The following is a 23978-nucleotide window of genomic DNA, read 5'->3' as shown; positions in this document are numbered from 1 at the left end:
ATGCGCCTCTCGGGGAACGGGACAACCCCTCGATCGTAGGGTGACAACCATGGAAATGATCTTTCGTGAGGCCGAGCGCGACGACCTCGAGCGCGTGGTCGAGCTCATCGCCGACGACGCGGTGGCCGCCCGCCGCACCGGCAGCTACGGCGAGCCGCACATCAGAGGCTTCGAGGCCGTCACGGCGAGCCCGGACAACGAGCTGATCGTGGCCGAGCTCGACGGTGAGGTGATCGGCGTCATGCAGCTGACGTTCATCCCGGGGATCTCGCGCAACGGCGCCTCCCGGTTGCTGGTCGAGGCCGTGCGGGTGGACCGCGCGCTGCGGGGCCAGGGCATCGGCCGACGGCTGATGGACCACGCGCACGAACGCGGCCGGGCGCGGGGCTGCGCCCTGGCCCAGCTCACGTCGGACAAGCAGCGGCCCGAGGCGCACCGGTTCTACCGGAGTCTCGGTTACGAGCAGTCGCACGAGGGCTTCAAGCTCCCGCTCTGACGGCACGGATCCGCAAAGGTCCGCTCCCACCACACGGTTGCGCACGGTTCTCAGCCGTGAAGCGCTCGCAGATGTGTGGTGGAGGCGGACCTTTCTGGTGACCCGGCGAGCGGTCGGTCGATTGGTCGCCAGCGAACCTTGCTGCAAACTTCTGCAAGCGTTACAGTCGCGATCGATCACTACTGGGGTTCCGGACGACGAAGGGGTCATCCATGTCTCGCACCGCGCGCCCGCGCCCGGTTCAGCTCCGCACATCTCCTGGGCGTACTGCGCGGCATCGCGCGGCCGCGGGGCTCGGTGCAGTCACCCTCGTGGCCTCGCTCGGGCTCGCCGCGTCGGCGTCGGCCACCGCCAACCAGCCCAACGCGAACGAGGCTGAGGCCGCGGATCGCACGGCCGCCCTCGTGGGCAGCCTCCAGGACGAGCTCGGCTGTGCCGCCGACTGGGATCCCGCGTGCGCGGAGACCGAGCTGGTCGCGCAGGGCGACGGCACGTTCGTCGCGGAGTTCGAGGTCCCGGCGGGCACCTACGAGTACAAGGTCGCGCTGGACGACGCGTGGGACGAGTCCTACGGCCGCGACGGCGGCCAGGACAACATCCCGCTCCACCTCGAAGGGCCCGCGACGCTCCGCGTCACCTACGACGACGCCACCCACCGCACCGCCCTGACCCCGCTCACCCTCGCGGGCGGGTACACGGAGCAGGACGGCGCCCTCGTGCGCGAACCCGTCCGGCAGCCCGGCAGCGACGAGCGCTTCTACTTCGTGATGACCGACCGGTTCGCCAACGGCGACCCGGCCAACGACGAGGGCGGCCTGACGGGCGACCGGCTCGCCACCGGTTTCGACCCGGCAGACAAGGGCTTCTACCAGGGCGGCGACCTCGCGGGCCTGCGCCAGAACCTCGACTACATCGAGAACCTGGGCACGACGGCGATCTGGCTCACCCCGAGCTTCCTCAACCGCCCCGTACAAGGCGAGGGCGCGGACGTCAGTGCCGGGTACCACGGCTACTGGATCACCGACTTCACGCGCATCGACCCGCACCTGGGCACCAACGCCGAGCTCGAGGCCCTGATCGACGACGCCCACGCGCGCGGCCTCAAGGTCTACTTCGACATCATCACCAACCACACGGCCGACGTCGTCGACTACGCCGAGGGCACCTACGACTACGTGGACCAGGCCGCCGCCCCGTACACGGACGCCGCCGGCAACCCCTTCGACCCGGCCGACCACGCGGGCACGGGCAGCTTCCCCGAGCTCGACGCCGCCACCAGCTTCCCGTACACACCGGTGATCGACCCGGCCGACCAGGACGTCAAGGTCCCGGCCTGGCTCAACGACCCGACGCTGTACCACAACCGGGGCAACTCGACGTGGGAGGGCGAGTCCGTCACGTACGGCGACTTCAGCGGCCTGGACGACCTCATGACGGAGCACCCGACCGTCGTCGACGGCTTCGAGGAGATCTACAAGGCGTGGATCGACCTCGGCATCGACGGCTTCCGCATCGACACCGTCAAGCACGTGAACTTCGAGTTCTGGGAGGAGTGGTCGGCCGAGATCGAGGAGTACGCCCACGCGCAGGGCAAGGACGAGTTCTTCACGTTCGGCGAGGTGTACGACGCCGACGCCGCCAAGACCTCCCCGTACGTGCGGCGCACCGACATGAGCTCCGTGCTGGACTTCTCCTTCCAGTCCGCCGCCACCAGCTACGCGAGCGGCAACAGCGCGCAGCGGCTCGCGGACCTGTACGCGTCCGACGACCTGTACACGACGCCGCACAGCAGCCCAGCCGCGCTGCCGACGTTCCTGGGCAACCACGACATGGGGCGTGTCGGCTACATGCTGGCCGGCTCCGACGACCCGCTGGCGCGCGACGAGCTGGCGCACGAGCTGATGTACCTGACGCGCGGCCAGCCGGTGGTCTACTACGGCGACGAGCAGGGCTTCGCGGGCACCGGCGGCGACAAGGACGCCCGGCAGACCCTCTTCGCCACCCAGGTCGACGAGTACGCGAACCAGCCCCTGGTCACGGGGGAGCAGGCAGGGAGCCTCGACCGGTACGGGACCGACGCACCGCTCTACGAGCACATCGCGGCGCTCGCCGCCCTGCGCGAGGACCACCCCGCGCTCGCCACGGGCGCCCAGATCGAGCGGTACGCCGCCGACGGCGCGGGTGTCTACGCGTTCTCCCGCGTGCATCGCGACGAGCAGGTCGAGCACCTGGTCGCCGCGAACAACGCGGCAGCGGAGCGGACGGTCACGTTCGACTCCCTCACCCCGGGCGCCACGTTCGCGCCGCTGTACGGCACCGAGACGGCGGTCACGGCCGACGCCGACGGCGCCGTCACGCTGACCGTCCCCGCCCGCTCCGCGGTCGTGCTGGTCGCCGACCGCACCGTGGGCGCCGACTCCGCGGGAGCCGTCACCGTCGTCCCGGGCACGAGCGCCCGGCCGGGGGCCGCGCTGTCCGGCGTCGCCCCGGTCGCCGCGGGCATCGACGACGCCTGGGCCGAGACCTCCTTCGCCTGGCGCGCGGTCGGCACGGGCGACTGGCACCACCTCGGCACCGCCGAGGACACCACGCCGCGGGTGTTCCACGACGTGAGCGCCAACGGCGACGCCCTGCCCGACGGCACCCTCGTCGAGTACCGCACGGTGACCCAGGACGCCGACGGCGACCGTGCCGCCGCCAGCTCGTACGCCTCGGTGGGCGTCGACGTGAGCGGCGTGGTGGACGACGGCACCGACCCCGAGATCGACATGGTCGCCGTCGCCGGCTCGCACAACAGCGAGATGGGCTGCGCCGGCGACTGGACCCCGGACTGCGAGGCCGCGCGCCTCACCCTCGCCGATGACGGCACCTACACGGGCACGTTCGAGCTGCCCGCCGGCTCGTACGAGTTCAAGGTCGCGCTGAACGGCTCCTGGGCGGAGAACTACGGGGCGGACGGCGTGCGGGACGGCGCCAACATCCCCTACTCCACCGGGGGCGGCCCGGTGACGTTCACCTGGGACCCGGAGACCAAGGTGCCTACCGTCCAGGTCGGCACCCCCGGAACGCCGGGGGAGGGGCAGCAGGCCGCGCACTGGGTGCGCGAGAACCTGGTCCTCGCGCCCGCCCAGGACTTCGGCGCCGGTGACCGCTGGACGCTGGAGACCGGCGACCCGGAGGATCCGACGTCGTACGCGCTGCACCCGGGCGCGCTGCCCGCGGACGTGGCCGAGGACTTCCCCCACCTGGCCGGGCACCTCGCCCTGGAGGTCGAGGGCATGGACCGAGCCGCGGCAGCGTCGGCCCTGCGCGGGGCGCTCCGGCTGACCCGGCACGACGGCGAGACGCTCACCGCAGCCACGGGCGTGCAGATCCCCGGCGTGCTGGACGACCTGTTCGCCACCGACCGCGCGCTGGGCGTGACGTGGCGGGGCAGCAACGCGTCGTTCACGCTGTGGGCGCCGACGGCGCGGGCGGTGACGCTGCAGGCCTGGCCTGCGGGGTCGTCGCTCGACGCCGAGCCGCGCACCTTCGAGATGAAGCGGCAGGATGACGGCGCCTGGACGTTCGACGGCGGGCGGAGTCTCGACAGGCGAACGAGCTGGCAGGGAGCCCGGTACCGGTACGCCGTCGAGGTGTACGTGCCGACTACCGGCCAGGTCGAGACCAACGTCGTGACCGACCCCTACTCGGTGGGCCTCACGCTCGACTCCACCCACTCGGTGGCGGTGGATCTCGACGCCGCGGACTGGCGGCCCAAGGTCTGGCGCGGCACGCCCGCACCGGTCGTCGAGAACCCGGTGGACCAGACGATCTACGAGCTGCACGTGCGCGACTTCTCGATCACCGACGAGACGGTGCCCGAGCGGCTGCGCGGCACCTACGGCGCGTTCGGCACGAGCCGTTCCGACGGGATGAGGCACCTGCGCTCGCTGGCCGACGCCGGCCTGACCACCGTGCACCTGCTGCCCACGTTCGACATCGCCTCGATCCCCGAGGACCGTGCCGTCCAGGCCACGACCGGCGACCTGTCGGGCTTCGCGCCGGACAGCGCGGAGCAGCAGGCCGCCGTCGCGGAGATCCAGGGGCAGGACGGCTTCAACTGGGGCTACGACCCCTACCACTTCATGGCGCCGGAGGGCTCCTACGCCGTCGAGGCCGAGGGCGGCAAGCGCGTCGCCGAGTTCCGCTCGATGGTCGGCAACCTGCACCGCGCCGGCCTGCAGGTGGTGCTCGACCAGGTCTTCAACCACACCGCGGCGTCGGGCCAGGACCCGAAGTCGGTGCTGGACCGCGTGGTGCCCGGCTACTACCACCGGCAGAACCCGGTCAGCGGCGCCGTCGAGACCAGCACCTGCTGCCAGAACGTCGCCACGGAGCACGCCATGGCCCAGAAGCTGATGGTGGACTCGGTGGTCACCTGGGCCCGCGACTACCGCGTGGACGGGTTCCGGTTCGACCTCATGGGACACCACTCGCGGGAGAACATGGAGGCGGTCCGAGCCGCCTTGGACGAGCTCACCCTGCGGCGTGACGGTGTGGACGGCAAGAGCGTGTACCTGTACGGCGAGGGCTGGAACTTCGGTGAGGTGGCGGACAACGCGCGGTTCGAGCAGGCCACGCAGGGCCAGCTCGGCGGCACGGGGATCGGCACGTTCAGCGACCGCCTGCGCGACGCCGTCCACGGCGGCTCGCCGGTCGACGGCGCCTCCCTCTTCACGCAGGGCTTCGGGACCGGGCTGTTCACCGACCCGAACGGCAGGGACGCGCGGCTCGGCGACCCGGCGACCGTCAACGACGGCGGGGCCGACGAGGCGGCCGACCTGGCGCACCAGAGCGACCTCGTGAAGCTCGGCCTGGCCGGCAACCTGCGCTCCTACGAGATCACCACCCCATCGGGGGAACGGGTCAGGGGTGACGAGCTGGACTACCGGGGCTCGCCTGCCGGGTACGCGGACTCGCCCGAGGAGGTGGTCACCTACGTCGACGCACACGACAACGAGACGCTGTTCGACCTGCTTACGCTCAAGCTGCCGGCGGAGACCCCGATGACCGACCGGGTCCGGATGAACACGGTGTCGCTCGCGACCGCCGCGCTGTCCCAGTCGCCCTCGTTCTGGCACGCGGGTACGGACCTGTTGCGCTCCAAGTCGCTGGACCGCAACTCGTACGACTCCGGGGACTGGTTCAACGCCATCGACTGGTCGGGGCGGGACAACGGGTTCGGGCGCGGCCTGCCGATGGCCGCCGACAACGAGGACAAGTGGCCGCTCCAGGGCCCGCTCCTGGCCGACCCCGCGCTCAAGCCCACCCCTGACGACATCGCGTTCGCCTCGGCGCAGGCGAGCGAGCTGCTGGAGCTGCGGCACTCGACGGACCTGTTCCGGCTGGGCTCGGCCGAGCTGATCCGCGAGAAGGTGACGTTCCCCGGTTCGGGCCCGGACGCGGTCCCGGGCGTGATCACGATGTCGATCGACGACCGCGCGGGCAGGTCCGACGTCGACCGGCGCCTGGACGGGGTGCTCGTGGTGTTCAACGCGTCTCCGACGTCGGCGACGGTGGAGGTGCCCGAGCTCGCGGGCCGCGACTACGCCCTCTCGCGGGTGCAGGCGCGCGGGGCGGACGCCGTCGTCCAGGGGACGGAGTGGGACGCGGCCGACGGGACCGTCGCGGTCCCCGCCAGGACGGTCGCCGTCCTGACCGACGCCCGAGGCTGATCGCCCTCAGTTGTCGACTGCAGACCTGGTTGCGGCCACAGGCCTCTCGCCGCGACCAGGTCTGCAGTCATTGGTGTGGACACCGGCCATATCGCTGACGCCGTAGGGGCCTCTGGCTGACAGCGCTGACAATCAACCCTTGACTCTGACCCGTCGGGGGTGAATCGTGTGCCTGAGTTGGTCCGGCAGTGCTGCCGGACTTCGCACGACGCAAGGGAGCTTCATGCGCACGGCACGATTCTTCATCGCACCCGTCACGGCAGTGGCACTCGCCCTCTCGCTCGGTGCCTGCGGCTCGGGCGGAGGCAGCTCCGACGACGGCACGATCAAGGTCGCCTACCAGAAGTTCGGCAACTTCACGCAGGCGGACGAGCTGTTCAAGGACGTCAAGGCCGACTTCGAGAAGGCTAACCCGGACGTCACCGTCGAGCTCGTGCCCATCGAGGCACAGCAGAACGACTACTTCACGAAGCTCGCGCTCATGAACCGGTCGCCCAGCACCGCGCCCGACGTCATGTACGAGGACACGTACATGATCAAGTCCGACGTCGAGGCCGGATACCTCCAGCCGCTGGACGACTATCTCGCCGAGTGGGACGAGTGGGACCAGTTCGTCGACAGCGCCAAGGAAGCCGGCGCGGGCGACGACGGCAAGACCTACGGCGTCTCCATGGGTACCGACACCCGCGGTCTGTGGTTCAACAAGGACGTGCTCGCGAAGGCGGGCCTGCCGGAGGACTGGGCGCCGAAGTCCTGGGACGAGCTGCTCGAGGCGGCCAGGGCCATCAAGGAGTCCGACCCCGACGTCGTGCCGTTCAACATGTACTCCGGCAAGCCGCAGGGCGAGGCGGCGGTCATGCAGGGCTTCGAGATGCTCCTGTACGGCACGGGCGACACCCTCTACGAGGACGGCAAGTGGGTGCTCGGCTCGCAGGGCTTCGTCGACGCCCTCGACTTCGTCCAGACTGTGTTCACCGAGGGCCTCGCGCCCACGCCGCAGCAGGCGCTCGACACCAACATCGGCAACACGGTGCAGGCCGAGTGGCTGCCCGAGGGCAAGGTCGGCATCGCGCTCGACGGCTCCTGGGTGGCCGGCAACTGGCTCGAGTCCGGCGTCGCGCCGTGGCCCGAGTGGTCCGAGAAGATGGGCGCTGCGCCCATGCCGACCCAGGACGGCGCCGCGCCGGGTGCCGTGAGCATGTCCGGCGGCTGGACCCTCGCCATGGGGGCCGGCTCCAAGAACCCGGACGCGGCGTTCGAGTTCATCTCGATGGCCCTGAACCGCGAGAACTCGCTCTGGTTCGACGTCGCGAACAGCCAGATCGCCGTACGGACCGACGTCGCCGAGGACCCCGAGTACACCAAGACCAACCCGACCACCGAGTTCTTCACCGGCCTCGTCGACGTCACCCACTTCCGGCCCGCCACCTCGGACTACCCGAAGGTCTCCAACGAGATCATGGTCGCGATGGAGTCCGTGATGACCGGACAGCAGACGCCCGAGGAGGCCGCTGCGGTCTACGACGAGGCCGTCACCGGCATCGTCGGCGAAGAGAACACGACCCAGGGCTGACCTGTGGCCGTCACGTCTCGCGGCGCGGCGCGGGTGATCCCACTCGCGCCCGCCGTCGTCCTTCTTGTGCTCTTCATGCTCGGCCCGGTGGTGTGGTCGTTCTACGGCTCGTTCACGGATGCCGCGCTCACCGGACCTGCCGCTCTCAACCCGGAGTGGATAGGGCTCGACAACTACACCGCCCTGTTCGGCGACCCGGACTTCCCGAAGTCGCTGTGGCTGACCGTCGTGTTCGTGTTCCTCTCCGCGGTCGTGGGGCAGAACGTCATGGGCATCATGCTCGCCGGGCTGCTGCGCTCGGCGGTCAAGCCCGTGCGGTCCATCGCCTCGACGGTGGTAGTTGCCGCCTGGGTGCTGCCCGAGATCGTCGCCGCGTTCGCCGCGTACGCGTTCTTCCACTCCGAGGGCACGCTCAACGCCATGCTCGGCGAGATCGGGATCACCGGGCCGGACTGGCTCTACTCCACGCCGATGCTCGCGGTGATCCTCGCCAACATCTGGCGCGGCACCGCCTTCTCGATGATGGTCTACTCGGCGGCGCTCGCCGAGGTGCCGCCGGAGCTCACCGAGGCCGCGCAGCTCGACGGCGCGAACGGGCTGCAGCGGCTGGCGTGGGTGACCCTGCCCGTCATCCGGCGCAGCATCTCGACCAACCTCATGCTCACGACGCTGCAGACCCTCTCCGTCTTCACGCTGATCTACGTGATGACCGGCGGTGGTCCGGGCACCGACAGCTCGACGCTGCCGATCCTGGCGTACCAGGAGGCGTTCAAGTTCGCGCAGGTCGGCTACGGCACGGCCATCGCGACGGTGATGATCATCGTGGGCGCGGTCTTCTCCGTGATCTACATCCGCGCGCTCCGACCGGAGGTGGACTGATGACGGACACGATGACGAGACCCGCCGCACCGGCCAGGGGCGGCGTCGGCCGGCTGGCGGGACCACGCGTCAAGGCGACCAGGGTGGCGGCGAACCTGGTGCTGCTCGTGATCGCCCTGCTGTTCGTGCTCCCGATGGCCTGGGTGCTCGTCGCGTCGTTCGACGCCGAGGCGACGCTCTCCTTCGGCCTGCCCGACGCCGTGACGACCGCCAACTTCTCCGCGATCCTGACGCCGGAGCTGACGTGGCTGCCGCTGTGGAACGCGTTCGTGCTGTCGGCGGGGTCCGGGGCAATCACGGTGGTCGTGGCGGTGCTCGCGGCCTACCCGCTGTCGCGCTACCGCATGCGGTTCGGCAAGTACTTCCTGTACTCGGTGCTGTTCGGGACGTGCCTGCCGATCACGGCGATCATGGTCCCGGTGTACGCGCTGTTCGTGCAGCTCAACCTGCTGGACTCGCTGCCGGGAACCATCTTCTTCATGGCGGCGACCTCGCTGCCCATGGCGATCTGGATGACGAAGAACTTCATGGACTCCGTGCCGATCTCGCTCGAGGAGGCGGCCTGGACCGAGGGCGCCTCGGCGATGCAGGCGCTGTGGCGCGTGGTGCTCCCGCTCATGCGGCCGGGCATCGCGGTGGTGTTCATCTTCGTGTTCGTGCAGGCGTGGGGGAACTTCTTCGTCCCGTTCGTGCTCCTGCTCTCCCCGGAGAAGCAGCCGGCGGCCGTGAGCATCTTCGCGTTCTTCGGGCAGTACGGGTCGGTCGCGTACGGCCAGCTCGCAGCGTACTCGCTGCTCTACGCGGCGCCGGTTCTCGGCCTGTACGTCCTGGTCACCCGCATCTCGGGCTCAGCGTTCGCCCTGGCGGGTGCGGTCAAGGGCTGACGCCGCGGTCCTGCGCTCGCGCAGCCCAGCGATGAGGCCCGCACTCGGCGCGAGTTCGGGCCTGATCGCTGGGCTGGGGCGTGCGCGTCATTGGCGCGCCCTCTACCGCCGCGGATCCAGCGCGTGCTTGCCATGGCTCGCCCGCGTCTCCAGCTTTCCGAGCACGGCAGGGCCCTCCGCCAGCGGGCTGATCCGGGGTGTGCCCGGCGGGTAGACGCCGTCGTCGATGAGCGTCCCGAGCTCGGCCACGAGCGGCCGGTACAGGGCCGGGGCGGCAGAGGCCAGCGCGCCGATGTGCAGGCCCCTGACCTGTACCGGGTGCCTGAAGACGAGGTCGTGCGTCGTCAGGGTGGCGCTCCCGGAGGCGTCGCCGAACACCACGACCCGTCCGGTGAACCGCTTGGTGACCGCCAGGCTGGACTCGAACGTGTCCCGCCCGACCGATTCGAGGACCAGGTCGACGCCGTCTGTGAGGCGGCCGAGTGCTGCGCCCAGATCGGGCTGCGTGCTGTCGAGCACCTCGTCGGCGCCGAGCGCCCTGACGGCGTCGTGCTTGGCGGGCGACGCCGTCGCGACGACGCGCGCGCCGTAGTGCCGGGCGAGGCGGACGGCAGCCTGCCCGACACCGCCGGCCGCGGCGTGCACGAGCACCGTCTCGCCGGCCTTGATCTCGCCGAGCGGCCGCAGGGCCGCCAACGCGGTCGCCCAGTTCAGGACCATGCCGAGCGCGGCGGCGTCGCTCCAGCCCGACGGCACGGGCAGCACGCCCTGGTGCGGCATCGCCATGTACTCGGCGAACGCACCCGGTCCGGTCCCGACGACGCGGGTGCCGACGGGGAACGGCTCCGCGACCTCCGGGCCGACGCCGACGATCTCGCCGGCGGCCTCGAAGCCCGCCACATACGGCGGTGTCGGCCCGCCCCCGTAGGTTCCCCGGGACTGCATGACGTCGGCGAAGTTGACCCCGGCAGCGCCGACCCGGACGAGATAGTCGCCGGGCCCAGGCGTCGGGCGGCGACGGCGGGCAAGGACCAGGTCGCCCGGACCCTGGTGGGACCGCTGGACCAGCGCTCGCATCGTGTCCGCTGAGTTCTCGTACTGGTTGATCGCGTCCATGCGGGGAACGTAGAACCCTCACACTTGCGTCAACGTCAAGCCCTCCGCGGTCATCGACGGGCGCGGCCGGCCTCGTCCAGGAAGGCGTCCAGGGCGGACTTCTGGGTATCGAGGACCGTGATCCGCGCAGCGAGCCGGTCGCGGTAGGCCTGCACCTCGTCCAGGAAGTCGGAACGCAGCTGGTCGGCGGCGGCCTCGCGACCGTCGGCCCGCTCGGGCAGCAGCTCCCGGATCATCCGCACGGGCAGCCCGGACTCCAGCAACGACCGGACGGCGATCACCCGGTCGACCGTCGTCCGGCAGTAGTCCCGGTAGCCGTTGCTGCACCGGCCGGGGACGATCAGGCCCTCGTCCTCGTAGAACCGCAACGACCGCGCACTCGCGCCGCTGGCCCTGGCGGCTTCGCCGATCTTCACACTCGTGCGCAACGTCGACCGGCGACTCGATCTTCCGCCGGAGCGACGTTCCGGCGTCGTCAGCGGAAGACGACCGTGCGGCGCCCGTCCATCAGCACCCGGCGCTCCGCGTGCCAGCGGACGGCGCGGGCGAGCGTGCGCCGCTCGACGTCCTCACCGATGCCGACCAGGTCCTCGACCGTGCGGGAGTGGTCCACGCGCTCGACGTCCTGCTCGATGATCGGGCCCTCGTCGAGGTCGCCGGTCACGTAGTGGGACGTGGCGCCGATGATCTTGACGCCGCGGTCGTGCGCCTGCCGGTACGGCCCGGCACCCTTGAACGACGGCAGGAACGAGTGGTGGATGTTGATGATCTGCCCGCTCAGGTCGCGGCACAGCTCGTCCGACAGGATCTGCATGTACCGGGCCAGCACGACCACCTCGACGTCCAGCTCCTTGACCAGGCCGCGCAGCGTCGCCTCGGCCTCGGGCTTGGTGTCCTTCGTGACCGGGACGTGGTGGAACGGCTTGCCGTAGAACGTGGCGATGTCCTCCAGGTCGCGGTGGTTGCCCACCACGCCGACGACGTCGATCGGCATGCGCTGCGAGCGCTCGCGGTACAGGAGGTCGACGAGGCAGTGCGCAGCCTTGGACACCATGATCAGCGTGCGGATCCGCCGGCCGACGACGTCGAGCGTCCACGTCATGTCGAACCGGCCCGCCACCTGCGTCATCGCCGTGGTGAGCTCGTCGCGGGACGCCGTCGACTCGACCTGCACGCGCATGAAGAACAGGCCCGACGTCGGGTCGCCGAACTGCTGCGACTCGGTGATGTTGCCACCATGCTCGGCGAGCATTCCCGCCACCGCGTGCACGATTCCCGGCTGGTCCGGGCAGGACAGGGTGAGGATCCAGTGGGTGGCTGCGGTCGCGTCGTTCACGCGGTCAGGCTAACCCGCCGCGGCCGGGGCGGCTCCGCCGTCCACGACGAGCTCCTTGCGCATCACCCAGCGCCGTCGGCCTCCGCTGACGCCGCTCGTCTCGGCCGCGCGCTCGAAGCCCGCCTCCTCGAACATCCGCACGGTCCCGACGTAGCCGCTGATCACGTCGACCCGGTCCGGGCCGACGTCGGCCGGGTAGCCCTCGACCACCTCGGCACCATGTGCCCGGGCGTGCTCCACGGCCCCGGCGAGGAGGTGGTGCATCAGTCCGCGCTTGCGGTACCCCGCTCGGACCACGAAGCACACCGCCACCCAGGCGTCACGGTCGTCGACGAACGGGATGGTGCGGCTGTTCATGAGCCGGCGGTACGTGGAGCGGGGCGCTATCGAGCACCAGCCCGCCACGACGTCGTCCACGTAGACCAGCACACCGGGGCCCGGCTCGGTCTCGCAGAGGTCCCGCATGTAGCCGGGGCGCTCCTCGTTGCTGACCCGGCTGTCCCGGTAGCTCATGCACCAGCAGCCCCCGCCGCCCGGCTTCTTGACCCCGACCACCTCGAAGAAGTCGTCGAACCGACCGACGGCTGGGCGCACGTCGATACGCTCGCCGGCCTCCGCCGTCCGTTGGGCTCCTGAGTTCCCCATGCCCTGAATCTATGCGGAGCCACTGACACGACCGTCTGCACCGCGAACACCGTCGACCCGGGCACGCCAACTCTGCCACCATGGACCCATGAGCAACTCCACCACGACGATCGCGCTGGTCGAGGACGACCACGCGGGCGAGCTCCTCACGTTGCGGCGCGCCGCGTTCGTGACCGAGGCCCAGCTGTACGACGACCCGCACATCCCGCCCCTGACCCAGACGCTCGCCGAGCTGCGGGACGACCTGGCCCGCGACGACGTGGTGACCATCGGCGCGTGGGAGGGCCACCGGATGATCGGCTCGGTACGCGTCGAGATCGAGGGCGAGAAGGCGACGCTCGGCCGGCTCGCCGTCGCGCCGGACAAGCAGGCCCGCGGCATCGGCACCGAGATGCTCTTCGCCGTGCTCCCGTACCTGCCGGAGCAGACCAAGGAGATCTGGGTCTTCACCGGCAAGGACTCGAAGCAGAACCTCGCGATGTACACGAAGCACGGTTACGAGGAGCAGTACGACAAGGCCGCGGGCGACCTGACGTACACCTACCTGCGGCGCGTGCTCGGTGCCGCGGGCGCGCAGAGCGTGCCCCAGGACAGCTGAGGTCAGTAACCCCAGGCGTGGTAGGACTCGATCTCCAGCCACGCGTCGACCCGCGGGTTCTCGCGGTTCGGGTAGGGGCTGCCCGTGTAGTGGGTCGCGAGCCGGTCGATGCCGGCGAGGCTCTCGTCGGGCGTGATCGTCACGCGGCCCTGGATGCTGATGTGCCGGTACCAGGTGTCGCCGTCGAGCACCGTGAGGGAGACGCGCGGGTCCGCGCGCAGGTGCTCCAGGCGCTTGCGGGTGGCGTCGAGGTTGAGCAGCACCCTGCCGTCCTCGTACAGGTACCAGGTGGCCACGGAGACGGGCGCGCCGTCGGGCCGGACGGTCGCCATGACGGCGGGGTTCGGCTGGGCGAGGATCTTCGCGATGTTCTCGGGGACCGGGGGCGTGGCCACTGTGTGCTCCTTCGACGTCGGACGGTCCGAGCAGCCAATCAGGTATCGAGCCCCAGGCCAAGCGTGTCGAGCGAGCGGAGCAGCAGGTTGCGGCGTCCGTTCTGGTGGTCCGCCCGGTCCAGGGCCAGCCGCGCGGCCCGGATCCCGGCGGCCGCCACCGGCTCGGGCGGGAACGGCACGGGCGTCCGGCGCACCGTCCGGAGCCTCGTGCGTTCGGTGTCGGGCGCGCCGTCCATGACGTCGAGCCGGTCGAGCATCACCTGAGCCGCGAAGTGGCCGGCGCCGACGCCGAGCCCCGCCAGCCCTCCGGTGTGCTGAACGCGACCGCCCGCGGCCTGCGCGAAGTACGCGCCAGGCCGGGTGGCCGTGTCGACGGTGCCCGACCACCTGTGCGTGAGCCGGATGCCCTCGAGCTGCGGAAACGTGGTCAGGAGGTGCTCGGCGAGCCGCCGGAACGTCGCGGGCCGATCCTCGTACGTCCTGCTCATACGCCCGCCGTAGTGGTAGACGGCGTCGTGGCCGCCGAACACTATCCGGTCGTCCGCCGTGAGCCGGTAGCGGTGGGAGCGGTTCGCCAGGTCGGCGAGGCCCTGCCTGCCGCGCCAGCCGATGGCGCCCAGCAGGTCGGCGGACAGCGGCTCCGTGGCGATCGCCGACGCGTAGACGGGCACCGTGTGGTGGCGGTAGCGCCGCAGCAGCGACGGGAACGCACTGGTCCCGAGCAGAACGCGGTCCGCCTGCACGCTCGCCTCGCCCCCGGGTGCGAGCGTGCGCAGCACGATGTCGTGCGCGCCACGACGCGGCGGGACGAGGCCGGTCACCCGGGTCTCCTCGAAGATCTCCACGCCGACCTCGCTCGCGGCCCGCGCCAGCTCCGCGGCCAGCCGTGCGGGGTGCACCAGCGCGGCGTCGTCCGGCCGGACCAGGCCGGCCTCATAGGTAGGGCTCGCCACCTCGGCGCGCATCTTCGCCCGGTCGAGGAACGTGTGCGGGGCTCCGGTGCGGGCGGCACGCGCTGCGGCGTCGAGCAGCCAGTCGATCTGGTGCGGCTCGATCGCGAGGTCCACGATGCCGGTGCGTTCCCACTGGCAGTCCAGGCCCAGGGTGTCCACCGTCGCACCGATGGCCGCGAGGTTCTCGTGGCCGAGCCGGGTCAGGAGGGCGTGCTCGCCGGGTTCGTCACGGCGGTCCGGGGCGTCCGGCGGGCGGCCGCTGTCGCGGCCGTGCGTGAGGTTCGCGCCGCAGAACCCACCGTTGCGGCCCGACGCCGCCCACCCGACCGAGCGGGCCTCGACCAGCACGACGCGCGCCCCGGGGTGACGCTGCTTCGCGCGGAGCGCGGACCACAGGCCGGTGTACCCGCCACCGACCACGGCGATGTCGGCCCGGACCGGCGCCGACAGCGTCGGGTAGCTCGCGCGCTCACCCAGGTCCTCCAGCCAGAACACGGCGTGGTGCGTCCCGCCCAGTGCGTGGTCGACGACGGCGCGAGCCGGGACGTTGCGCTCGAAGACGGTCTGCTGCAGACGTGCCATACGGCGAATCTAGCCAATGTCCGGTGACTACCGGTTTCGCCGGGATGAGCGTCAGATGACGGCGCAGGTCAGGTGCAGCTCAGGTCAGGCGCCGAGGCAGATCGTCTCGTAGCTGCGCTGCGCGTCGAAACCGAGCCGGAGCTCGTCCTTGGTCCCCTCGGGGCACTCGGCGCCCCCGACCATCAGGCCGGTGACCGGAAGCGCGCCGTCGGACGAGCACGCCACCTCGGCGCCCTCGTCGTCCACGCAGTCGCCGGTCATGAGCTGCCCGCCACCCATCCCTGGATCACCCGGGTGGTCGTCGGACAGGTTGCGGGCACAGACCGCCTGGGTCTCCCCGCCGGCGTGGCCGTCCTTCTGGAAGACGACGTCCGTGCCCTCCGGGCAGTGCAGCTGGCCCACCGACACGGCGTCCTGGATGTCGAGGACCGTGACGGTCGCGCCCGGGTCGTCGCACGTCAGCGGACGGTAGCCGGCGGTCTCGCCCTCGGTGTTCTCCGCTGCCGGGTCGGGTCCGGCACACGAGTCGATCGCCCAGGCCGCGGTGGGCTCCTCGGTGGAGTCGGGGCCGAAGAAGTAGAAGCCGACAGCGCCGATGACGGCCGCGGCGACGAGGAACGCGACGACCGACCAGATCCAGTCCCGCCTGCCGCTCTTCCTGCGACGACCGCCGCTGCCACCGTCAGCGGTCCGCACGGGGCCCGTGCCCGGCCAGCCGGGCTCCGGCTCCTGACCCGGGGCGGGGCGCGTAGCGAACTGGCCCGACGGGGGCCGGCTCGCCGCGAACGGGCCGGACGGCGGCTGACCGCCGGTCCACGGGCTGTTCTGGCGGCGCTGGTCCGGCTGGTGTTCCGGAACTCCGGCGTCCGGTGACACGGGGTAGGGCATGGGCCGCACGATAGCCACGTCCGGCTGAATCGCGAAAGGGTCTCAGATACTTTCGTTGCAATACCGGGCTTTTCGCCACGTAGGGTCGAAGGCGGGATCACCGGGCGGTCGTCGAGCACGGGTTCGTACCCGCCGCTGCTACGATCTTCGGGTCGCGACTGGCGTCAGGTGGATCACCACCGGGGAGCGACGAGTCATGCCGACGAGGGGTCGTTCGCCTGGGCCCCGGGTCACCTCGTGAAGGTGTGCGCCCGGGCAGTCGTGTCGCGGCGCGTGTGCTTTCCACCGCCGTCCGACAATCCCCGTCCCGCATGAATCGAGGAGCTATGAGCGCATCGACTCCCGACCCGCTCTCCACCCCGCTCGCTGAGCTCGACCCCGAGATCGCCGCCGTCCTGGACGGAGAGCTGGCCCGCCAGCGCGACACTCTCGAGATGATCGCGTCCGAGAACTTCGTTCCGCGCGCGGTCCTGGAGGCCCAGGGTTCGGTCCTGACGAACAAGTACGCCGAGGGCTACCCGGGCCGCCGTTACTACGGCGGCTGCGAGCAGGTGGACATCGCGGAGAACCTCGCGATCGCCCGCGCCAAGGACCTGTTCGGCGCCGAGCACGCCAACGTCCAGCCCCACTCCGGCGCCCAGGCCAACGCGGCAGTGCTGCACGCCCTGATCAACGCCGGCGACAAGATCCTCGGCCTCGAGCTGGCCCACGGCGGCCACCTCACGCACGGCATGAAGATCAACTTCAGCGGCAAGCTGTACGACGTCGGCGCCTACGGCGTGGACCCGGAGTCCTACCGCATCGAGATGGACGAGGTCCGCAAGAAGGCCCTCGAGCACCGGCCGGACGTCATCATCGCCGGCTGGTCCGCCTACCCGCGGCACCTCGACTTCGCGGCGTTCCGTGAGATCGCCGACGAGGTGGGTGCCAAGCTGTGGGTAGACATGGCGCACTTCGCCGGGCTGGTCGCGGCGGACCTGCACCCGTCGCCCGTCCCGCACGCCGACGTCGTCTCCTCGACGGTGCACAAGACGATCGGCGGGCCGCGCTCCGGCTTCATCCTCTCCAAGGGTGAGTACGCCAAGAAGATCGACTCCGCGGTGTTCCCGGGCCAGCAGGGCGGCCCGCTCATGCACGTGATCGCCGCCAAGGCGGTCTCGTTCAAGGTCGCGGCGACCGAGTCGTTCAAGGACCGCCAGGAGCGCACGCTGCGGGGTGCCTCGATCATCGCCGAGCGCCTCTCCCAGCCCGACGTCGCGGCGGCCGGTGCCTCCGTGCTGACCGGCGGCACCGACGTGCACCTGGTGCTCGTCGACCTGCGCAACTCCCAGCTCGACGGTCAGCAGGCGGAGGACCTCCTGCACGACGCCGGGATCACCGTGAACCGCAACGCCGTCCCGTTCGACCCGCGGCCTCCGCGCGTCACCTCGGGCCTGCGGATCGGCACGCCGGCGCTCGCCACGCGCGGGTTCGGCGACGCCGAGTTCACGGAGGTCGCCGACATCATCGCGACGGCCCTCAAGCAGGGCGCGGCAACGGACGTAACCGCCCTCTCGGCGCGGGTCGCGAAGCTGACCGCCGAGTTCCCGCTCTACCCGGGTCTCTGACAATCCGCTGAGTGCTGGGTATTTGCCCGTCTGAACGGTTTCAGAGGGCAAATACCCAGCACTCACCGAGGGAGGTATGCATGAGCGCTCAGATCCTGGACGGGAAGAGTGTCGCCTCGGCCATCAAGGGCGAGCTGAAGGAGCGGGTCACCGCGCTGCGTGAGCGCGGCGTCGTGCCGGGTCTCGGCACGCTGCTGGTCGGCGACGACCCCGGCTCGCAGTGGTACGTCGCGGGCAAGCACCGCGACTGCGCCGAGGTCGGTATCGCGTCGATCCGGGAGGATCTCCCGGGCGACGCCACGCAGGAGGACATCGAGGCCGCGGTACGTCGGCTGAACGAGGACCCGGCCTGCACCGGGTACATCGTGCAGCTGCCGCTGCCGAAGGGCATCGACACCAACCGCGTGCTCGAGCTCGTCGACCCCGACAAGGACGCCGACGGCCTGCACCCCACCAACCTGGGGCGCCTGGTGCTGCGGGTCAACGAGGAGGTCACCTCCTCGTTGCCGTGCACCCCGCGCGGCATCATCGAGCTCGTCGAGCGGCACGGCATCAAGCTCGCGGGCAAGGAGATAGTGGTGCTGGGCCGCGGTGTCACTGTCGGTCGCCCGATCGGCCTGCTGCTCACGCGGCGCGCCGTGAACGCCACGGTCACCCTGACGCACACCGGCACGCAGGACCTCGCCGCGCTGGTCCGGCGGGCCGACGTCGTCGTGGCCGCCGCGGGCGTCAAGGGCATCGTCTCCGGCGACATGGTGAAGCCGGGCGCCGTGCTGATCGACGTCGGCGTCTCGCGCGAGACCGACCCGGAGACGGGCAAGTCTCGCGTGGTGGGCGACGTGTCGCCCGAGGCCGCGGAGATCGCGGGCTGGGTGTCGCCCAACCCGGGCGGCGTCGGCCCGATGACCCGCGCGATGCTCCTGTCCAACGTGGTGGACTCGGCGGAGCGGACGCTGGCCGGCTGAGCGTCGCGTTCGGCGAGGGCGCCGGGGGTGCCCGAGTGGGTGCCCCCGGCGTCTCCCGTTGCAGGCAACCGGGTGGTCGAGCGTAGGAGTGGTCGCTGTACGAGCCGGTCTTGGGCGACCGAGACTACGTCCGGCGAATGGAGCGACCAGCGCTACGTTCGGCCGTACCGGACACCCGGCCGATGAGTTTCCTCGAGCCGCCGGGTCGGAGTAGGTGACGGGGCCGACGACGGTCCCCACCGACTCAGGAGGACACGATGGTCACCGTTCGAGCGCATCTCTGGTTCGCGAACAACGACGCCGGCGAAGCGGCCGCGTTCTACGCCGAGCACATTCCCGGATCGTCGGTGGACAACGTCGTCAAGGCGCCCAAGGACGCGCCGGGCCCCGAGGAGGGCGCTGACTTCGTCGTGGAGTTCACGGTGGGCGGGCTGCCCGTGACCGGGCTGAACGCCGGTCCGCACGTCACGCTGAACGAGGCGTTCTCGTTCTACCTCTCCGTCGAGGGCCAGGAAGAGGTGGACCACTACTGGGACCTCCTCACGGCCGACGGCGGCGAGCCCGGCGCCTGCGGCTGGTGCAAGGACAAGTTCGGCGTCTCGTGGCAGGTCATCCCCAAGGAGCTCGAGCAGCTGTCGGGCACCTACTCGACGCCGGGCGAGATCGCGACGATGAACGCGATGCTCCAGATGGGCAAGATCGACGTCGCCGCGCTGCAGGCGGCGCACGACGGGGCGTGACGTAGCCGGACCACAGCCGATGTCAGAGGCGCCCGTTACGCTTCCCGGGTGCCTCTGATCGTCGCTACCGCCAATGTCAACGGGATCCGCGCCGCCGTCCGCCGCGGCATGGACTCCTGGATCACCACCCGAACGCCGGACGTGCTGCTGCTGCAGGAGGTGCGCGCCCCCGACAAGGTGGCCCGCGAGCTGCTGGACGGCTGGCACGTCGCGCACACGGAGTGCGAGGTCAAGGGGCGCGCCGGTGTGCTGGTCGCGTCCCGGCTGCCGCTCGGCGAGGTGCGTACGGGCCTGGCCGCCTACGGGCCGGACGGCGAGGTCGAGGCCGGCGGCGACACCGGCCGCTGGATCGAGGCGGACATCGAGCTGCCCGACGGCGGTACGTTCACCGCCGTCTCCGCCTACCTGCACTCCGGGTCGACGAACCCGGGCCAGGAACACACGATGGTGGCCAAGTACGCCTACCTGGAGAAGGTAACGGCCCGCCTGGCGGAGCTGTCGACGGCCCCGGCCCCGGCAGTGGTGGCGGGCGACCTCAACATCGCCCACCAGAACGCGGACATCAAGAACTGGAAGGGCAACCTGAAGAGCGCGGGCTTCCTGCCGGAGGAGCGGGCCTACGTGACCCGCTGGCTCGACGAGCACGGCTGGGCCGACCTCGGACGGGTGCACGCCGGCGACGGCCCCGGTCCGTACACGTGGTGGTCGTGGCGCGGCGCGGCATTCGACAACGACTCCGGCTGGCGCATCGACTACCAGCTCGCGAACCAGGCGCTCGCGGGGGCGTGCCGCAAGATCGAGGTCGACCGTGCGCCCACCTACGCGGAGCGATGGAGCGACCACGCCCCGCTGGTGGCCACCTACGAGCTCTGAGCTGCTCGTCTCTCAAGAGACGAAATATCTCTAGAGCCGAAGCCTGGCCAGCACGGTGCGCAGCCCGGTAGGGTCCGGCCACCGACGGACCGCATCATCGGCGACGCGGGCCGCACGATCGAAGGGACAACGCTGTGGGAATCATCGGCTGGATCCTCATCGGCTTGATCATGGGAGCCATCGCGCGTGCCATCCTGCCCGGCAAGGCCAAGGGCGGCTGGCTCATCACACTGGTCATCGGGGTGCTCGGGGCTCTTCTGGGCGGCTGGCTCGGCGGAGAGCTCTTCGGCGCCCGGACCAACGAGTCCTTCTTCTCCCTGACCACCTGGCTGTGGGCCTTCATCGGATCGCTGCTCGTGCTGGTCATCTGGGGCGCGGTCACGGGCAGGAAGCGCTGAGCCGACCACCCTGCGCCCCTGCTGCTGGTCGAGCGTGCCGAGATCCGGGTCTCGACACGCTCGACCAGCGACGGGGTCTCGACAAGCTCGACCAGCCGCAGGCCGACCAGCGGTGGGGTCAGTAGCGGATCGCGTCGATCACCTTGACGCGCACCGCGTAGATCGCCGGGATCAGGCCAGCCAGCGCTCCGATGCCGATGGCGCAGGCCATACCCACGAGAGCGGCGTCGAACGGGAAGCCCGGCAGGTCGTCGATCGGGCGGCCGAAGATGCGGTCGATGGGGATGTTCTTGATGATCGCCACGGCGATCACCACACCCACGACGCCGGCCACGGTGGTCGCCACCACCGACTCCATGAGGACGCCGAAGAACACCCGTCCGCTCGTGGCGCCGAACGACCGGCGGATGCCGATCTCCCGGATCCGGTAGCGCACGGTGACCAGCGCGATATTGAGCAGCCCGAGGCCACCCAGCAGCAGCGCGAACCCGCCCACGCCGAGCACGAGGTACTGCAGCACCCGGTCGATCGCGAAGACCTCGGCCGGCGGCTTCTGCACGTCGAAGGGCACGCCCGCCGCCGCCAGGTCTCGGGGCAGCACCTCGGCGAACTGGTCGGCCAGCTCCGGCGGAACCCAGAACCGGTAGGTGTCGGCCATGACGCGGTCCGGGAACCAGCGGATCGCCTGGTCGAACAGCATCACGGCCCGCGGCCCCTCGTCGTTCCACAGCACGGGCACCTCGCCGATCACGGTGGCGGCGACCGGCGTCTCACCCTCGATCACCACTGACGGGAGCGCGCTGGCGGGGGCGCCGTCGGCGAACGCGTCAAGGAAGGCCTGGTTGACGACGAGGACGGGGGCCAGCCGCTCGCTGTCGGAGTCGGTGAACCACCGCCCGTCCTCCATGTCCTGGCGGGTGATGGTCCCGCTGTCGACATCGACGGCGGACCACTCGACGTAGCTGCCGGTCTCCGCCCCGCGGACCTGCAGGTCCGCGGTGGCGTGCACGGAATAGTAGGAGATCTGGTGCCGGTCGGCGACGCCGTCGACCACCGCGTCCACCTCGGCTGCTGACATCGTGCCGCCGCCCATGGACCACGCCTCCAGGGTGGTGTCGCGGCCGCTCATGCGCTCGGTCTGCTCCTGCATGGCCTGGCCGACCATCGTCACCGCCGCCGTGATGCCGGTGATCGCGGTGACGGCGCAGGCGACGCCGATCAGCGCGAGCAGCACCCGCACCCGATGGATCCGTAGCTCGTCCCAGGCCTCGATGATCGCCCCGACGATGCCGGTCATGCGGTCAGTCCGGCGGTCTGGGCGGCGGTCGCGGGCCTGGCAGCCCGGTTGCCGGCGGAGGGAGCCTCGGCGATGGTGGCGTTCTCGGCCACCGCCACGGGGGCGTCGAGGTGGATGGGGACCAGGACGCCGTCGGCCAGCCGGAACTGGCGGTCCGCGCGCGCCGCGATCGCCAGGTCGTGCGTGATGGTGACGAGGGCGGACCCGGTCTCGTTCGCGGCATCGTCCAGGAGGGTCATGATCGCCTGGCCGGTCTCGACGTCGAGGGCGCCGGTGGGCTCGTCGGCGAGGATGACGCGCGGCCCGCGGACGAGCGCCCTGGCGATGGCCACCCGCTGCTGCTCGCCGCCGGAGAGCTTCTCGGGCCGGGTGTCGAGCCGTCCGCCCAGGCCGACCCGCTCCAGCGACTGCGCGGCGAGCTTGTTCCGGTTCCAGAACTGCTTGCCGCGCGCGTACAGCAGGGGCGCCGCGACGTTCTCCAGGGCTGTGCGGCCCTGGAGCAGGTTGAACTGCTGGAACACGAAGCCGAAGTCGTCGCCGCGGCGCCGGGCGAGGGCCCGGCTGCGCAGGCGGCCGACGGGCTCGCCCTCCAGCAGGTACTCGCCGGACGTGGGGGAGTCGAGCAGGCCGAGGATGTTCAGCAGAGTGGACTTGCCGGTGCCGGAGCGGCCGACGATGGCCACGTGCTCACCGGGGCCGACCGTCAGGTCGACGCCGCGCAGGATCTCGAGCGTGCTGCCGTTCGGCAGCTCGACGTGCCGGGTAACGCTCTGCAGGTCGACGAGGGGGACGACGGTCATCCGAAGCACTCCTCCTCGAACGCCTGCATGGCCTCCATGTCGCCTTCCATGGACGCCTGGTCGTACGCGGACGTGTCGCCGCAGTCGACACCGCCCTCCGTACCGTCGTCGATCGGCGTGAACTCGAGGATCTGCTCGCCGGCCTTCAGGCCCTTGGTGATCTCGACCTGCAGGCCGTCGGTGAGGCCCAGCGCCACCTTGCGTTCCTCGGGCTCGGCGCCCTCCTTGGCGACCGTCCACACCTTGCCGCTCTGCGAGGTGCCGAGCACCGCGCTGATCGGCACCACCACCACGTCCTTCGCGTTGCCGTTGGTGATCTCGATCTCGCCGCCGAGACCGGAGAACGCCTTGATCTTGGCCGGGATGGCACAGCGGACGGAGCCGGTCGCTGACTCGGCGCCCTCCTCCATGACCAGCTCCTCGCCGCCCGTGGCACCGCCGCCGGCGGCCTCACCGATCGTGAGCCCGGTGCAGGTGAACGGCGCGGGACCGCCCTTGAGCGTCACCTCGGCCGTGCCGGTGGCCCCGACGAGCCGGTACTGCTGGTCGGCGGTGAGCGTGCCGGAGACGGAGAGGGTGCCGGGGGAGACGGCGCCGATGGTCTCGCCGACCGTGACCGCCTGGTCCTTGAGCACGCTGATGTCGACGGTGCCGGTGACGGGAGCGAGGATCGAGGTCCACGTGACCTTCGGCTCCTGCTCGGTGATGGTCTCCTCGCCGGTCTCCTCGTCGACCTCGACGACGGGCTCGACGACCTCCTCGCTCTTGATCCACAGGACGCGCGTGTCCTTGTCCACCTTCTTGTCGTCGACCTCGATCTCGGCGATGACACCGTCGGCGGTGGCCTTGATCTCGACCGGCGGGTCGGTGACCACGGAGCCCGGGACCGTCACCGCGTTGGTGACGGAGCCCTTCTCGACGGCGATCACCGAATCGGTGATCTCACCGGTGGGCTGGAGCGCGTCCGGCGGGTCGAGCTCCGCGCCCTTGAGGGCCAGCACGACGAGCGCTGCGGCGATCACCGCCCAGATGATGATCCGGACGGTGGGGAAGACGTACTGGCGGACGGCACCCATGGGGGCTCCTCGCGGCGGCGCTTGACGGAGATCGAACTCTGCGGACTGATAGCCCGGGGACATTAACGCAGGTTGCCGGCGAGAAGCGATGAAAGTAGCGGGCGACGGGGCCTTGCGGTCGAGCTTGCCGGGACGGGGTCTCGGCAAGCTCGACCAGCGG

At 70.8% G+C, this 23978-nt stretch carries 21 protein-coding genes and 1 riboswitch; of the genes, 11 read left to right on the top strand and 10 right to left on the bottom strand.

Going from position 1 to position 23978, the window contains the following annotated elements; translation table 11 throughout:
- Positions 1-49: 49 nt before the first annotated feature.
- From ACFO6V_RS21540 to ACFO6V_RS21520, 5 genes are all read left to right on the top strand, one after another.
- On the top strand, positions 50-496 hold the full coding sequence (locus ACFO6V_RS21540) for a GNAT family N-acetyltransferase (protein WP_377139145.1): 447 nt from the start codon (positions 50-52) through the stop codon (positions 494-496).
- 212 nt (positions 497-708) lie between these two features.
- Positions 709-6213, top strand: a complete 5505-nt coding sequence (pulA, locus tag ACFO6V_RS21535; RefSeq protein ID WP_377139142.1) for a pullulanase-type alpha-1,6-glucosidase — start codon at positions 709-711, stop codon at positions 6211-6213.
- Between the two features lie 223 nt (positions 6214-6436).
- Positions 6437-7786: an extracellular solute-binding protein gene (locus tag ACFO6V_RS21530; RefSeq protein WP_377139139.1), complete on the top strand. Its 1350-nt coding sequence runs from the start codon at positions 6437-6439 to the stop codon at positions 7784-7786.
- A gap of 3 nt (positions 7787-7789) precedes the next feature.
- Positions 7790-8665: a carbohydrate ABC transporter permease gene (locus tag ACFO6V_RS21525; protein WP_377139136.1), complete on the top strand. Its 876-nt coding sequence runs from the start codon at positions 7790-7792 to the stop codon at positions 8663-8665.
- Positions 8665-9549, top strand: a complete 885-nt coding sequence (locus tag ACFO6V_RS21520; RefSeq protein ID WP_377139134.1) for a carbohydrate ABC transporter permease — start codon at positions 8665-8667, stop codon at positions 9547-9549. Before ACFO6V_RS21525 ends, ACFO6V_RS21520 begins: the two co-directional genes overlap by 1 nt.
- Positions 9550-9651: 102 nt before the next feature.
- Here the strand turns inward: ACFO6V_RS21520 and ACFO6V_RS21515 are convergent, their stop codons facing one another.
- From ACFO6V_RS21515 to ACFO6V_RS21500, 4 genes are read right to left on the bottom strand one after another with little or no spacing between them, the layout of a single operon-like run.
- Complete coding sequence (locus ACFO6V_RS21515; RefSeq protein WP_377139131.1) at positions 9652-10665, bottom strand: zinc-binding dehydrogenase; 1014 nt, start codon at positions 10663-10665, stop codon at positions 9652-9654.
- Positions 10666-10715: 50 nt separating this feature from the next.
- Complete coding sequence (locus ACFO6V_RS21510) at positions 10716-11081, bottom strand: MerR family transcriptional regulator (protein WP_377139128.1); 366 nt, start codon at positions 11079-11081, stop codon at positions 10716-10718.
- Between the two features lie 59 nt (positions 11082-11140).
- On the bottom strand, positions 11141-12001 hold the full coding sequence (purU, locus tag ACFO6V_RS21505) for a formyltetrahydrofolate deformylase (protein WP_377139125.1): 861 nt from the start codon (positions 11999-12001) through the stop codon (positions 11141-11143).
- A 9-nt stretch (positions 12002-12010) separates the two neighbouring features.
- Complete coding sequence (locus ACFO6V_RS21500) at positions 12011-12646, bottom strand: GNAT family N-acetyltransferase (protein WP_377139123.1); 636 nt, start codon at positions 12644-12646, stop codon at positions 12011-12013.
- 88 nt (positions 12647-12734) lie between these two features.
- Here ACFO6V_RS21500 and ACFO6V_RS21495 point away from each other — a divergent pair, with 88 nt between their 5' ends.
- Positions 12735-13244, top strand: coding sequence for a GNAT family N-acetyltransferase (locus ACFO6V_RS21495; protein ID WP_357507346.1), 510 nt, complete (start codon positions 12735-12737; stop codon positions 13242-13244).
- A 2-nt stretch (positions 13245-13246) separates the two neighbouring features.
- Here ACFO6V_RS21495 and ACFO6V_RS21490 read toward each other — a convergent pair whose 3' ends face one another.
- The 3 genes from ACFO6V_RS21490 to ACFO6V_RS21480 form a co-directional block, all read right to left on the bottom strand.
- Entirely contained in the window at positions 13247-13639 is a 393-nt protein-coding gene (locus ACFO6V_RS21490) for a PPOX class F420-dependent oxidoreductase (RefSeq protein WP_377139120.1), read from the bottom strand.
- Positions 13640-13677: 38 nt separating this feature from the next.
- Positions 13678-15174 carry an NAD(P)/FAD-dependent oxidoreductase gene (locus tag ACFO6V_RS21485; RefSeq protein ID WP_377139117.1) on the bottom strand — a complete coding sequence of 499 codons (1497 nt, stop codon included), beginning with the start codon at positions 15172-15174 and terminating at the stop codon, positions 13678-13680.
- Positions 15175-15258: 84 nt separating this feature from the next.
- Positions 15259-16062, bottom strand: coding sequence for a hypothetical protein (locus ACFO6V_RS21480; RefSeq protein WP_377139115.1), 804 nt, complete (start codon positions 16060-16062; stop codon positions 15259-15261).
- Between the two features lie 144 nt (positions 16063-16206).
- A riboswitch (ZMP/ZTP riboswitch) is annotated at positions 16207-16293 on the top strand.
- A gap of 95 nt (positions 16294-16388) precedes the next feature.
- Here ACFO6V_RS21480 and glyA point away from each other — a divergent pair.
- From glyA to ACFO6V_RS21455, 5 genes are all read left to right on the top strand, one after another.
- Positions 16389-17669, top strand: a complete 1281-nt coding sequence (glyA, locus tag ACFO6V_RS21475) for a serine hydroxymethyltransferase (RefSeq protein ID WP_377139112.1) — start codon at positions 16389-16391, stop codon at positions 17667-17669.
- Positions 17670-17749: 80 nt separating this feature from the next.
- Entirely contained in the window at positions 17750-18634 is an 885-nt protein-coding gene (locus ACFO6V_RS21470; RefSeq protein ID WP_377139109.1) for a bifunctional methylenetetrahydrofolate dehydrogenase/methenyltetrahydrofolate cyclohydrolase, read from the top strand.
- A 257-nt stretch (positions 18635-18891) separates the two neighbouring features.
- Positions 18892-19374: a VOC family protein gene (locus ACFO6V_RS21465; protein ID WP_377139106.1), complete on the top strand. Its 483-nt coding sequence runs from the start codon at positions 18892-18894 to the stop codon at positions 19372-19374.
- A 48-nt stretch (positions 19375-19422) separates the two neighbouring features.
- Positions 19423-20247, top strand: coding sequence for an exodeoxyribonuclease III (locus ACFO6V_RS21460; RefSeq protein ID WP_377139104.1), 825 nt, complete (start codon positions 19423-19425; stop codon positions 20245-20247).
- Positions 20248-20381: 134 nt separating this feature from the next.
- Positions 20382-20645, top strand: a complete 264-nt coding sequence (locus tag ACFO6V_RS21455) for a GlsB/YeaQ/YmgE family stress response membrane protein (protein ID WP_116673754.1) — start codon at positions 20382-20384, stop codon at positions 20643-20645.
- Between the two features lie 118 nt (positions 20646-20763).
- Here the strand turns inward: ACFO6V_RS21455 and ACFO6V_RS21450 are convergent, their stop codons facing one another.
- From ACFO6V_RS21450 to ACFO6V_RS21440, 3 genes are read right to left on the bottom strand one after another with little or no spacing between them, the layout of a single operon-like run.
- Positions 20764-21942, bottom strand: coding sequence for an ABC transporter permease (locus ACFO6V_RS21450; RefSeq protein ID WP_377139101.1), 1179 nt, complete (start codon positions 21940-21942; stop codon positions 20764-20766).
- Positions 21939-22742, bottom strand: coding sequence for an ABC transporter ATP-binding protein (locus ACFO6V_RS21445; protein WP_377139098.1), 804 nt, complete (start codon positions 22740-22742; stop codon positions 21939-21941). Before ACFO6V_RS21445 ends, ACFO6V_RS21450 begins: the two co-directional genes overlap by 4 nt.
- Positions 22739-23818: a permuted SH3 domain-containing protein gene (locus ACFO6V_RS21440; protein ID WP_377139095.1), complete on the bottom strand. Its 1080-nt coding sequence runs from the start codon at positions 23816-23818 to the stop codon at positions 22739-22741. Before ACFO6V_RS21440 ends, ACFO6V_RS21445 begins: the two co-directional genes overlap by 4 nt.
- Between the last annotated feature and the right edge of the window lie 160 nt (positions 23819-23978).

The organism is Promicromonospora alba, from assembly GCF_042654905.1.
In the GTDB taxonomy this organism is placed as follows: domain Bacteria; phylum Actinomycetota; class Actinomycetes; order Actinomycetales; family Cellulomonadaceae; genus Promicromonospora; species Promicromonospora alba.
This window is presented reverse-complemented; position numbering and strand designations above follow the sequence as displayed.

Coding starts and splice junctions, on each gene's coding strand:
- ACFO6V_RS21495 (WP_357507346.1), top strand. CDS start 12,735: ATGAGCAACTCCACCACGACGATCGCGCTGGTCGAGGACGACCACGCG.
- glyA (WP_377139112.1), top strand. CDS start 16,389: ATGAGCGCATCGACTCCCGACCCGCTCTCCACCCCGCTCGCTGAGCTC.
- ACFO6V_RS21440 (WP_377139095.1), bottom strand. CDS start 23,818: ATGGGTGCCGTCCGCCAGTACGTCTTCCCCACCGTCCGGATCATCATC.
- ACFO6V_RS21515 (WP_377139131.1), bottom strand. CDS start 10,665: ATGGACGCGATCAACCAGTACGAGAACTCAGCGGACACGATGCGAGCG.
- ACFO6V_RS21530 (WP_377139139.1), top strand. CDS start 6,437: ATGCGCACGGCACGATTCTTCATCGCACCCGTCACGGCAGTGGCACTC.
- ACFO6V_RS21445 (WP_377139098.1), bottom strand. CDS start 22,742: ATGACCGTCGTCCCCCTCGTCGACCTGCAGAGCGTTACCCGGCACGTC.
- ACFO6V_RS21500 (WP_377139123.1), bottom strand. CDS start 12,646: ATGGGGAACTCAGGAGCCCAACGGACGGCGGAGGCCGGCGAGCGTATC.
- pulA (WP_377139142.1), top strand. CDS start 709: ATGTCTCGCACCGCGCGCCCGCGCCCGGTTCAGCTCCGCACATCTCCT.
- ACFO6V_RS21520 (WP_377139134.1), top strand. CDS start 8,665: ATGACGGACACGATGACGAGACCCGCCGCACCGGCCAGGGGCGGCGTC.
- ACFO6V_RS21540 (WP_377139145.1), top strand. CDS start 50: ATGGAAATGATCTTTCGTGAGGCCGAGCGCGACGACCTCGAGCGCGTG.
- ACFO6V_RS21480 (WP_377139115.1), bottom strand. CDS start 16,062: ATGCCCTACCCCGTGTCACCGGACGCCGGAGTTCCGGAACACCAGCCG.
- ACFO6V_RS21450 (WP_377139101.1), bottom strand. CDS start 21,942: ATGACCGGCATCGTCGGGGCGATCATCGAGGCCTGGGACGAGCTACGG.
- ACFO6V_RS21485 (WP_377139117.1), bottom strand. CDS start 15,174: ATGGCACGTCTGCAGCAGACCGTCTTCGAGCGCAACGTCCCGGCTCGC.
- ACFO6V_RS21470 (WP_377139109.1), top strand. CDS start 17,750: ATGAGCGCTCAGATCCTGGACGGGAAGAGTGTCGCCTCGGCCATCAAG.
- ACFO6V_RS21465 (WP_377139106.1), top strand. CDS start 18,892: ATGGTCACCGTTCGAGCGCATCTCTGGTTCGCGAACAACGACGCCGGC.